A 12,624-nucleotide genomic window follows, 5' to 3' on the forward strand; every position below is an offset into this window, starting at 1 on the left:
ACCAATAGACAACACCTCGATCCGAAGAAAGTGTAGCATACCAGCGTTATGCAGCTCAATATTATTGATTTTTTAATAAATAGTAATACCCATAAAATTTGTTTTGATGCATAACGCACCCGTCATAGTGGCGCGCCCATGTGCCTGGGACACGTGGCAGCGAAAGATTATGCACTTCGTGATCGTTTACTAGGTGGCTCAAGTTCATCATCACTAGGAGTGCGTGACCCATGAGAGGATACCTGTGCCTCCTGCAGCTCAGAACTGGCCTCTGCTGATGTTGAAGGTTGGGCATACGAATGATCCTGCGGTGGTATATAGAACGTTAGCTGATCTCCTAGTCCCTCAGCAGTACTTCCCAATCCTGATGTTGAAGGTTGGCTAGGCGAACCCTCGGACTGTTCAGGAACATCGAAATAGCCCGCGTTCATTTCCTTCCAAGTATTCATCATTACTGAAAGATTATGCAATGCAGCATCGCGCAACTTAATTTCTACCTGTGGATTTAGTAATAGATCTGGCGTAATATGCTTTTCAATATCCCTGTGGATAGAACACATGTCCAAATGTAATTCTTGTGCCGTATATTCTGAAGCTCCCGCTCTTCTGACCTTATATTTATAGAGAGTAAGCAACATTTGAAGACAATGCTCAATTTTACTCGCAACAACATGCCCTGTATTACCCGTGGAAGCATATACTCTGTGCATTGAGAATAAACTACCAATTGCATACACTAAAGCTTGCACATACTTGTCATGCCTGAAACTTTTAAAAGCAACGCTCAGTCCTAAACTTTTATATGTCTTGAAATGGTGTAAAAAACCTGTTCTCGCTTTTTTAGCGAGAGCTAGGCGGTTCTTTGCACTATCGTTATCACTCACCATCTCTTCGCATTCAGCCGAGGTAGACCCAACTGCATCAAGCATACTGTTTAAGCAACTCACCGTACGATCACGGAAACAATATGGAATCTCCGGATCAACTAGCTCAGCAACCTTATTACAAAGCTCTATGTTATGCCTCACCACACGTAGAATAGCCTTTCTACGCTTAGTTTCCTCAGGACCCGGAGAATAATTTAAACATCTGCTTAAAGCTGAAAATTGTACATTTACATATGCACTTAAAGTTAGACCAGCGTGAAACACACTATGCGCATCACTCCCACCCATTACACTAGCAGAACGCATGGTAATGGTTTTAATTAAGCAGTTCACTACGACAATAGAATTAACCAATATGCCACATGCCTTAGCTATTTGTAGGTGTGCCTTACGCTTAATAAAGTCTTGATCCATGAACAGCGGCACTTCTTTGTTGCACTGCGCCGTGGTGCAGTCCTGCAACGCGTCGCACAACCGATTGATCAAACTATACAACACCCCCGCTTTATGTTCTGCGCTTGAAGCACCTTCTGCATCAGTTATACAGCTGTCAATACTGTCTATATTATCAGCTGCCGCAAACACGGCATCTATACCCCGGAGCTCGCTAAACGTATTACGTAACTCCAATGCGAATTCACGTAGAACCTTCATGCATTCATCATACGGCTTTAAACCGGAGGTTATGGCTCTACATAAAGAATCTTTATATTCCGCAGAAGAAATGCCTTTGTAGGCATATCCAGACATAGCTGGAGTAGTGAATATACGAGGCGTATGCATCTAATTAACCACTGGAACAACTTCACACTCTAAAAGTGTAACACACTGGCTATACGCAGCTCAATATTATTACTTTTTTTAATGAATAGTAATACCCATAGGATGAGGTGTTTAGTTTTGATGCAGAACATCACCCGTCATAATGGCAGGCCCATATAGTTGAGAAACGCGGAAGCATAAAAGAGACCATAATGTGAAACTCAATTACGCTTAAAAGCGTTTCTAAACGCAGCTCTAGCCTGAGAAATAAAGACTGAAAAACATTTGCCACCTATACCAGACACAATTTAGAAGGTGTACAGCGGGAAAAACACGCGTTCTAAATCTATGCACCATGAAGTGTCCATACCGAATGCATCTCCAAGACCAATTCACTAAGAACCATATCAACTACTACACACAAATGCATATACGTATGAAAAAATAAAAAAGTTCTGTGATAGATTTAATAAAGAAGTGCGGGGAATATAAACCTTGTTTGCTTACTGAATACAAAACATGCTTAAGACAATATTAAGAATTCTCGATTAGAGCTGGCCTTTTCCAACGTGGTTATTGATAAGTGAGAGAGAGGCTTCTCGAATATATAACAGAGCTAAAAACACAAATTGTTTTTGTGCTAAAAAAAGAACTTGAGGCTCTGAGTGTGTGTGATATTCAGAGATTTAAGGCATTGCAAGATATAGAAGGCAAGCTACTCCTGTTGCTTAGCAAAGCGTCCAAAAAAGTGAAAAAGGACGCTACTATAGTGCGTGATAGTGATTACAATACCGTCGAAAAACTTACTACCGTATGCATTGAATTCGATAGATGTCTAGCGATGAAGCATGATGCTTTATCAAGTCTGCAAAACTCTGCCGCTGGTGTTTTGCTCAATGAGTGATGCTTGTATCGTATTACACCTCTACATAAGATCTTTGGAGTGATGTTTGGTATCCTTTTCACAAAAAAGAAATTATACACTTAGCTACTCAATAATATTAGCACTTAGGTATAGAGTCTCTGCTGTGACATAACTTGCTGATGTTATGCACGCTGCTCTGCACTTTAACTTATTGTCTGAAGTGACACCCAGTTGCAAGAAGCGACCTAAAATCCTTTGAAGGATTTCATAAATGACACACCATGTACTTTCTCGCCTATACCGGATTACATACTCAAATATAAAAGGAAAAATTCATTGGCGTATCTCATGGTATCACCTGTCATATTTTACCTGTGCGAGTTGAGTAATATACAGAACAGCATTTCGAGAGATTACACCCCTTCCCGCTCATAATAGCAGATCACCTTTCTGAGTGGCCCGGTACTACTAGAAACCAGGAAAACCCTGAAAATGCCACATAAACCGTATCTGGGGTTAACTCTACTGGGACACGCACAGCTGCCCTATCGCACTTCCCATACTGCTATAGAAGAAAAACACTGCTGTGTTATGCAATGGCCTATGCTTTCTATACAAAATAGCCTGCTATTTTAGCAGCAATAGGTATTACTACGGACTCACTGTACACCCAACATTTCAATATTATGCACTTCGTGATCGTTTACTAGATGGCTCAAGGTCATCATTACTAGGAGTTTGTGATCTATGAGATGCTACCTGCGCCTCTTGCAGTGCAGAACTGGCCTCTGCTGATGTTGAGGGTTGACTAGGTGAAGAGGGCATATGCCCTGGATCATGAGGTAGCGTATAGGAAGCTTGTGATCCTCCTATTCCAGCCCCAGCACTTCCTAGTCCAGATGTTGAGGGTTGACTAGGCGAACCCTCAGTCTGCCTAATATTATTGAAATATCTCTCGTACTTCTTTTCCCAAATACCAATCATTGCCGAAAGATACCCCAACATAGCACTACAGAACCCAACTTCTGTCTGGGGATTTAATAGTAGACCTCGCGTAACGCATTCCTGAATCTCATCATAGACAGTACACATGTCCAAATATAATTCTTGTGCCGTATATTCTGAAGCTCCCGCTCTTCTGACCTTATATTTATAGAGAGTAAGCAACATTTGAAGACAATGCTCAATTTTACTCGCAACAACATGCCCTGTATTACCCGTGGAAGCATATACTCTGTGCATTGAGAATAAACTACCAATTGCATACACTAAAGCTTGCACATACTTGTCATGCCTGAAACTTTTAAAAGCAACGCTCAGTCCTAAACTTTTATATGTCTTGAAATGGTGTAAAAAACCTGTTCTCGCTTTTTTAGCGAGAGCTAGGCGGTTCTTTGCACTATCGTTATCACTCACCATCTCTTCGCATTCAGCCGAGGTAGACCCAACTGCATCAAGCATACTGTTTAAGCAACTCACCGTACGATCACGGAAACAATATGGAATCTCCGGATCAACTAGCTCAGCAACCTTATTACAAAGCTCTATGTTATGCCTCACCACACGTAGAATAGCCTTTCTACGCTTAGTTTCCTCAGGACCCGGAGAATAATTTAAACATCTGCTTAAAGCTGAAAATTTTGCATTTACGTATGCACTTAAAGCCATGTTGGCATGAAACGCACTATGCTCATCAGCCTCACCTATTGCACTGTCAGACGCCTCGGCTATGGTTCTGACATAGCAGTTTGCCATGGTAATAGCATTCACCAGGATAGCACATACCTTAGCGATTTGTAGGTGTACTTCACGCCTCGTGAAGTCTGGATCCATGAACCGCGGCACTTCTTTGTTGCACTGCGCCGTGGCACAGTCATGCAGCATATCATATGCACTATGGATTATGGTGTGCAATACCCTCTCTCGCACTGCAGGGTCTGCGCTTGCAGTACCCTCTTCATCTAAAAATAGCTTGCAAGCAGCTCTACCCTATCAGCATGCTTCGCAAACACAGCATCTACACCCCGTATCTCGCTAAACGTATTGCGCAACTCTGCCACGCATTCACGCAGAACCTTCAGGAATTCATCATACGCCATTAAACCAGAGGTTATGGCTCTACATAAAGAATTTTTGTATTCTGTAGAAGAGAGACCACTGTAGGCATATCCAGACATAGCTGGACTGGTGAATATACGCGGCGTATGCATCTCATTAACCACTAAACAACTTCACACTCTAAAAGTGTAGCATACCGCTGTGATGCAGCTCAATATTATTGATTTTTTAATAAATAGTAATGCCCATAGAATGAGGCGTTTTGTTTTGATGCACTACACAACCAATAATAGCGGCATGCCTATATTACAAACCTAAATTGGCAGCAACCATATAGTATTTCCTTGCAAATACCTACCGAAGCATTGCTGTTTTATATTGGTCACATGTGTCAGAAATGCCTTCTACAAGAGAAATAGCTTACGTTATGCTAGATTTCAATAAACCGTAATAAAACCTAACTACACAACCAATGGGGCATCCCTTCTCTATAATCTGAAATCGATATGCAGATTTGTATTACCGCTTTCTTGCGTGCTTCATGCAACGGAATATCCCGGCAGTAACCCTCTTTGCATAAGACATTCCACTGCTACAAATTACAAGACATGACTAACCCAATGTCTTCAGCGCCATATCTGCATATAGAACGCTAAATACCTAGATATTGGCGAAAGACTATGCGCTTCGCGCTCGTTTAACAGGTGGCTCGATATCCCAACTAGGAGTTCGCGGTCTATAAGCAAGAACTTGTGCATCATCGAGTTCAGGACTAGCACATAGCAATGCCTGTGCTGATGTTGAAGGTTCACTAGGCAAAGGCTCTGGCTGTTCAGGAACATGGAAATACGCCTCGGTAGCTGATTTCCAAGCACTTGACATTTCTGCAAGGCTACACAACGCCATTCTGTACCATTCACTCGATATCCGAGGATTTACCAATAGCTCCGGCATAATGTTTTCAAGCTCATTAGAGACTTCACATAGGCGTAAGTATACCTTATGCGCCACATGAGCCCCTATTGCCTCGCCACATTCATGGGAAGACACTCTCGGGTAAACGTTATCACGTAGGACTCGAATACACCTACCAATACTACAGGCATAGGAATGCTCTCCTTCTCCTGAAGCGGCATATTCTCTATATACCCGTAATAAACAACCAACTGTCTTCATCAAAGCATTTATGCATACAGTGGCACAAGGTTGAGCAGTACTCTCCGCTTCTGATTTACGAACGTACTGATCAAGATTACGACAAAGCGCTATACGCGCTTCTGTCGCTAATGAGAGGCGCATTAATGACTTTGCATCTCTACGGAGCATCGCTTCACATTCAGTAGCATCAGATTTAACAGCATCAAGAATCATGTTCAAGCAATTCTCAGTGCGGTGAGGGAAACAACTCACCATGTCCGGATCAAATAACTCAACAACTTTCCGAGCAATTTCTGCATAGTGTCGCACTGCACGCAAAATTGCCTTTCTATGTTCTCGCCTTACAGCACGCGTCTCAGATTTTAAGCATCCAAGCATAGCTGCACATTTTGCATGAAGATGTGTGCTTAAAGACGCGTTAATAGCTGGAATAACTGCTGTATCACACCCTGTATCCACAGCAGTAGCCTGAGAATCGGCAACCTGAGCACAGCAGTTTAACATAGCAATAGAATTGACTACTATGCCACACGCTTGCGCCATTTGTAGGTGCGTTTCACGCTCAACAAATTCAGGGTTTCTAAGCTTATCCTTGTTGCAAGTTACCGCAGCACAGACGTGCAGTGTATCATAAAGATGCTGGACTATGTTACGCAATTTCCCTACTAGATCTTCTTCTAGCACACTGCTTTCGATCCTCACAATCTCTACAAGCGATTCAATGTACGCTGTCCTAGCAACAAGATCAGTAACATCAGAATCTACCTGAGAGACACGGTCAAATATCTCGCGTAGTCCCCCTAAACATTCCTGCAGATTACCCAAAAAATCGTCACGTGAAATGGATCCGGCTTTTAATTCAGCACATAGGGCATCCCTGTACGCAGTCGAAGCTGTGCCACTGTAGCAATAGCCAGAATCGCCCTTACTGGTGAATATATGCGGCGTATGCATCCCATTAATCCCCTGAAAAGTATCACACCGCGGCATTGTATCATAGCAGCACTGTGCAACTCAATGATTGATTTTTTAATAAAGAATGGTGCGTATTACTATGTGGCCCGCAGGATTTGTTCCTAATACACAAACAACTGCATGCACACAGAATCAACGTTTTAAGGAGTGATTACCTCAAAAAAACAACTACTTGTGTAAACGTCTGGCTCGTAAGAACCCACGGCATTTCGATAAACTTTAGCTTTTATTTTGTAAGCCCTTAATTGTTTAAAACTGCAGCACAGCTCCATAACCATAAGGAGTGCATGTCAAAATCATGAAAGCACAAACATAGTTATATAGTAAAGCATGCTCACAAATAGCACTCAGATTACAACAAGTGAACTAAATCACCTTCTATCTCCCATACATACTGCACCAGCGCGCATATCAAATTCAATGAACTGTGACCCCTCAAGACACTATGCAATAACTAATACTTAAAAAACCCCTATGAGTGTAAGTTCCCACAACAACCTGGTGTATGTTGTTGTGGAATTTCGCATCTATAGCCTAATATCTGTTTCTCCTCACATATTATTATGAAAGTTTTTACACAAATCTCTATCAGTTTCTTAAGAGCTTTGGTACAATACCGGAGTTTGACTTTCATGCAAGTATGACCAGCGAATTTCATAATGCGGTTATTGTACTGTCTGATGGGCGGTATTTTTTCGGAAGATCACTCGGTAAGAGGACTGACTGCGTTGGAGAGGTGTGCTTCACTACCGGAGTCACAGGATATCAGTATACTATTACTGATCCTTCCTTTGCCGGTCAGATCGTCACGTTCACGTTTCCTCACATAGGGAATGTCGGGATAAATAGCAAGGATTTTGAGTGTGAGCAGGTCTTGGCTAAGGGCATAGTAGTTAGGGAGATATCCGGTGCGTCGCATGTATCTTCACATATAGATCTTAACTCTTGGATAGAGCAAAATAATTTCACCGGGATATCTGGTGTAGACACCAGGGCGTTAGCCATACACTTGCGCGAGAATGGTACACTAGGTGGAGTCATACATCACTTCGACGATATAGGTGCGGTGCACATACAGGAATTACAAAATGTGGCACGTACGCATAAAAAGTCGCTGGCAACTGAGCTCCCTCACCTTATGGATCATAGCCATCATGTTGATGGGCACAGTGTTTGCGTCATTGATTTTGGTGCAAAACATGGAATATTTAGCGCCTTGACTAGAATAGGGTGCGCTGTTCATGTGGTAGCCGCGCAGAATGACTTTGCAGCCAGAGCCTTGTCACTAAAACCCAGAGGCATAGTAATATCAAATGGCCCTGGAGATCCCGCAGATATAAGTGACCCCGTTATGGACCAATTACGCGTGCTTATAGATTCTGGAATCCCTGTTTTGGGCATATGTTTGGGACATCAACTTATAGCAAAGGCTCTTGGAGCCAAAACTATTAAGATGCACCATGGTCATAGGGGAAGCAACCATCCAGTATATAGCCTGGAAACTAAGTCTGTAGAAGTCACTAGCCAAAACCATGGGTATACCGTTGACGCCAGTACTTTGCCCGATAACATAGAGGTCACACACATATCACTTTTTGATGGCACCGTAGAGGGAATCAAGATGACCAATCGTCCTGTGCTTTCGGTGCAATATCATCCAGAGGGTTGCCCAGGACCTAACGATTCGCACTATATTTTCAGAAAGTTTGCCGATTTGATCACATCTGCACACGCATAACTGCTTTAGAGCCTAGTGCTTCGCTGTGCTTGACTCTATGGGTTTCTAGTGACTTAGAAAGTCTGCTGATTTTGATCACATCAAAGCATGTGTGCCTGTTTATATAGCTGTAATGGGAATGCGTTTATGGTTATTTTGCTTGCTACGTTTACATTTGTGAATTGTAACAAGTTGCGTCCAGTTAAAGCTGGGACTCCTGAATCCACCACAGGCTATTGTTCCTTTATTATTTGACTGATATCAGTTGTTCATAGTACCCATTCGTGTGCTTTCTCACTAAGGCTATACACAAACCCATATAACTACTCCACATTACAAAATTGCCGTGTATCACCTCAGACTCATCAGCTTATAATGTGCGCAAAAAACCTTACATTGTATTTCAGCACACCACATAAACGCTAATGATCCTGGGATTATCATAAATTGCGCGAAATGGTATCGTGCTGTATAATGCACCCATGTATCAGGTGTATACAAACTTGCGAAATTTAGTTTAGTAGTAACTCTATAAGTGGTTGGTTTCTGTAACTGCAAAGCACTGCTTTCAGTATCTGTGGGGGTTTTATGCATAGTAACTGCAATGACGTTGAGGTGATTTTAGCGCAACCGCGAGGCTTTTGTGCCGGTGTGGAGAGAGCGGTAGCTATTCTTGATATGGTTGTTGACCAGTATATTGCTAGTAAAGAAGTTTACGTTCTGCATGAGATTGTCCACAACGCCTATGTGGTGGAAAGTTTTAGAAAAAGAAACGTTAAGTTCGTAGCCTCACTTGATGAAGTTCCTACTGGAGCTGTTCTTGTGTTCAGTGCTCATGGTGTTGCAAAGCAAGTTCGTGCCGCAGCTCAGGAACGAGGCCTTGTGGTAATTGATGCCACCTGCCCACTCGTTACTAAGGTGCATCTTGAGATTCATAGATACAATAAGAACGGGTACAAAATTATCCTAATAGGGCATAAAGGACACAGAGAAGTTGAAGGTAGCATGGGGCAAATACAGAGTGAAGTCCTGTTAGTACAGAATGTTGATGATGTGTATAACCTACCGGTTGATGCCGAGACGAAACTTGCATATGTAACTCAAACAACCTTAAGTGTTGATGATACCAGGGTGATAGTTGAAGCGCTGAAGACTAGATTTCCAGATATTGTAGGACCTGACTTAAAAGACATATGTTACGCAACTCAAAATAGGCAAACTGCTGTAAAAGAGCTTGCCTCTATGGTTGATGTAATGCTAATCATGGGTGGTAAGAACAGCTCTAACACCAACAGACTGCTGGATCTTGCAAAAGTCCGCAATCCTCGTTCTTTTCTTATAGGATCCTACGAAGATGTAGACCTGAGTTGGTTTGCAGATACTAAGAAAATAGGTGTCACAGCAGGGGCGTCTGCTCCGGCCATTCTGGTTGAAGAGCTTTTAAAATATTTTTCCTCTAAAATGAACATAAAGGTGTCGACCATGGATGGGGTACGGGAGAACATTGTCTTCAAACTACCTAATTTGAATGAAAGCTCTCACAGCTTCTCCAGTGACGCTTAAATGCTGTAATAGTGATATTTTCTTATTAGTAGGCAGTTCACGTCATTGTAACACACATTACGGGCACGGGCGCTGAAGAGAGTGAAAGCTTTTGTACGTGGTTGTTTAGAAGCCATGGTGAGGTAATGCATCAAGATAACCACAAGTGAAAGTGTGGTTATCCAAGAAGTCGCAATCATACTAGCGCTTTGGTATATAAATAGAGAAATTAGGCTGTTGGCGTTGAGCTCACCTATAAAATTGCGTCACTATCTACAGAAGACGATATAGAAGTATAGCCATGGTAAACGGGTTTAGGTACTTGGCTGCACCCCGGGGAAGTGTATCCGAAACGTAAATGGTTGCTTAGGTGGATACGTTTTATCTCAGCCTATATAGGTGAATATTGAACATAACGGTGCATTTTTTACTCAGTGTTCTCCCAGCAAAAATACACCAACTTTTCGTTGCTTTGAATATGACTTGATTCTCTAGAGAAAGAACGTTATCATGCGGCACTCGTGGCTGTTGCTGGCTTATATGAAGGTAGGAATTATACGAATGAAGGGAGGAGAAGGGTTACCCTTGCCCTCTTACGCAACTCCGCAAAGTGCGGGGCTGGATTTATATGCTGCACTTAGTGAAGAGGTGGTTATACGTTCTGGTGAGCGGTGTCTTATTCGCACAGGTGTGGCTATTGAGCTTCCTGATGGCTATGAAGCACAAGTTCGATCGCGGTCTGGTTTGGCTGTAAAAGCTGGTGTTGTAGTTTTAAATTCTCCTGGCACTATTGATGCAGATTACCGCGGTGAGATTGCCGTAATCCTAGCGAATTTTGGTGCTAGCGATTACGTTGTCAAGCATGGTGACAGGATTGCCCAGCTCGTCATAGCGCCTGTTATGCGTATTTCTTGGGAAGAATCTTCCAATATTACTGAAACTCAGCGTGGCGCAGGGGGCTTTGGCTCTACTGGAGTCTAATCTTCCGAAAACAGGTTGTTTTTCCGTGAAGCGCTGTCTATTAGGGACGTGTGTTTGGTGGTGGTGTTGTGAACATTTGCAAGGAAAAAACGCCTTGAGCTGTTTTTTATCCTATAAAAGCTAATCAAGAAGTCGGGCGGAAAGGGTACTCCATCTCTTGTCGTAGAACTTTCCATATACCCTTATTTAATAGTTGTAAATTCCGTTATTGCGTACAATATCGTTAGTGATCGATACACTGCTACCATATCGTACTCCCTACCATCTTGCCTTCGGCATGCTTAGGTGAACAATAAAGAGCTAACTCTCAGTGTTTCATGAGAAAAAGGAGCAACAATATATAGAGATCTAATACTTTTCGTGGCTTTTTCTGAGATTTGTATACAGTTCCAAGCATAATAGAAGTTATTTGTCGTGGTAGGACTTTGCTGCTGTTTGTTTTCAAGGCGAGAAGCCTTACTCTTTCCCACCTTGAAGCTTTATTACTTGACATCTAGAGCAATCCCACACAATAAGGTAAGATATTCTGTGTAAGTTTGTCTATTATACCTGCAACTATAGAGATATATTTGGAATCTTCTGGTATAGAGCTTGATGTCGTCCAGCTTAATTTCAGCAATAATTTACAAAGTAGTCGTGTACTTTCTTTGGTCCATGACACAGCTCAGGAGCGTGTAACTCACAAAAGAAGCAATACTATCTTTCTAATGCTTTACCGCTACCACGGGGATTATCTTAGAAGGAAAGAACGGCGAGCTATTGTCGTAAACTCAACAGTCACTCATATATCTTCTTACATCTTGTCTTAGGGTGATATTTAGTTCCTTGACTCAGGATTTCTATTTACGAGGAACCAGTAAAATCTCGCAGGCGCAGCATATTAATTGCAGATGCCTCAAAGAATCTTCTACCAACAACTATACAACCTAAAAGTAACACTATGTGGAAAGTTACGTCTTGATATTAGAGTGACAAAAATAAAGTGATTACGTCACAGAATGAAGAACACTAAAATGTCGTCCATATTTATGGTATGCCAAATGCTAGATAAAAACGCAAGGTTTCCTGATGAGATCTCATATGGCTCTATAGGAGGGCCTACATTTTCTACAAACGTCACACCATTAGCTAACGGTGGAGAACAACGCAAGATTAATTGGTCTTACCCACGTTGTAGATACAACGTAATATACGGAGTCAAATCGTACTCGCAATACGAAGTGTTAATGGATTTTTTTTATGCGCACAGGGGTAAGGCTTTTTCATTCAGATTTAAAGACTGGAGCGACTATAAAGCATCTATGCAACACGTAGGTAGCGGAGATGGAACATCACTGTTCTTCCAAGTGATAAAGAAATACTCTGCTGGCTCATACTCCTATACACGCCTTATTAGAAAACCCGTAGAGGGCACAGTAAATATCTGGATAGAAGAGGCACCACAGCTGGAAAATACTCACTATACTATAGATTACAACACAGGGCAGATAAGCTTTCTGGAAGCACCAAAGCTTGGAGTAAAAGTATATGCGAGTTTTGAGTTTGACATACTTGCAAGATTCGACACCGACTTCCTTGCATGTTCCTTAGACGGATGCGGAAACTATGGCTGCCAAAACATTCCCGTGGCAGAAGTCAAAGACTCTTAACTACTTGGGTACAAAAGAGTGCATGGTATG

9 protein-coding genes are annotated in these 12,624 nt (G+C 42.1%); 5 read left to right on the top strand and 4 right to left on the bottom strand.

Annotated features, from left to right (window positions below):
- Positions 1-167 precede the first annotated feature (167 nt).
- The gene (locus APHWEB_RS00395; protein ID WP_020849262.1) at positions 168-1,670 is read right to left on the bottom strand and encodes an HGE-14 family type IV secretion system effector; all 1,503 of its coding nucleotides are present in this window, start codon (positions 1,668-1,670) and stop codon (positions 168-170) included.
- A 616-nt stretch (positions 1,671-2,286) separates the two neighbouring features.
- On the opposite strand from APHWEB_RS00395, the gene APHWEB_RS00400 reads away from it, so the two are divergent.
- Positions 2,287-2,553 carry a hypothetical protein gene (locus APHWEB_RS00400; protein WP_230468229.1) on the top strand — a complete coding sequence of 89 codons (267 nt, stop codon included), beginning with the start codon at positions 2,287-2,289 and terminating at the stop codon, positions 2,551-2,553.
- Positions 2,554-3,198: 645 nt separating this feature from the next.
- On the opposite strand, the gene APHWEB_RS00405 is transcribed toward APHWEB_RS00400, so the two are convergent.
- From APHWEB_RS00405 to APHWEB_RS00415, 3 genes are all read right to left on the bottom strand, one after another.
- Positions 3,199-4,443 (bottom strand): HGE-14 family type IV secretion system effector, encoded by a 1,245-nt coding sequence (locus APHWEB_RS00405; protein ID WP_020849261.1) that lies wholly within the window; start codon positions 4,441-4,443, stop codon positions 3,199-3,201.
- A 32-nt stretch (positions 4,444-4,475) separates the two neighbouring features.
- The gene (locus APHWEB_RS00410) at positions 4,476-4,724 is read right to left on the bottom strand and encodes an HGE-14 family type IV secretion system effector (protein ID WP_133121361.1); all 249 of its coding nucleotides are present in this window, start codon (positions 4,722-4,724) and stop codon (positions 4,476-4,478) included.
- A gap of 526 nt (positions 4,725-5,250) precedes the next feature.
- Positions 5,251-6,684, bottom strand: a complete 1,434-nt coding sequence (locus APHWEB_RS00415) for an HGE-14 family type IV secretion system effector (RefSeq protein WP_045890440.1) — start codon at positions 6,682-6,684, stop codon at positions 5,251-5,253.
- Positions 6,685-7,345: 661 nt separating this feature from the next.
- Here APHWEB_RS00415 and carA point away from each other — a divergent pair.
- The 4 genes from carA to APHWEB_RS00440 all read left to right on the top strand — a co-directional run bounded on the left by carA (position 7,346) and on the right by APHWEB_RS00440 (position 12,594).
- On the top strand, positions 7,346-8,443 hold the full coding sequence (gene carA, locus APHWEB_RS00420) for a glutamine-hydrolyzing carbamoyl-phosphate synthase small subunit (RefSeq protein ID WP_011450510.1): 1,098 nt from the start codon (positions 7,346-7,348) through the stop codon (positions 8,441-8,443).
- 567 nt (positions 8,444-9,010) lie between these two features.
- Complete coding sequence (gene ispH / locus APHWEB_RS00430; protein ID WP_011450509.1) at positions 9,011-9,985, top strand: 4-hydroxy-3-methylbut-2-enyl diphosphate reductase; 975 nt, start codon at positions 9,011-9,013, stop codon at positions 9,983-9,985.
- Positions 9,986-10,504: 519 nt separating this feature from the next.
- Positions 10,505-10,945, top strand: a complete 441-nt coding sequence (gene dut, locus APHWEB_RS00435) for a dUTP diphosphatase (protein ID WP_011450508.1) — start codon at positions 10,505-10,507, stop codon at positions 10,943-10,945.
- A gap of 1,013 nt (positions 10,946-11,958) precedes the next feature.
- Entirely contained in the window at positions 11,959-12,594 is a 636-nt protein-coding gene (locus tag APHWEB_RS00440) for a DUF2460 domain-containing protein (protein WP_226988832.1), read from the top strand.
- The last annotated feature ends 30 nt before the right edge of the window (positions 12,595-12,624 follow it).

This window comes from Anaplasma phagocytophilum str. Webster (assembly GCF_000964685.1).
In the GTDB taxonomy this organism is placed as follows: Bacteria; Pseudomonadota; Alphaproteobacteria; order Rickettsiales; family Anaplasmataceae; genus Anaplasma; species Anaplasma phagocytophilum.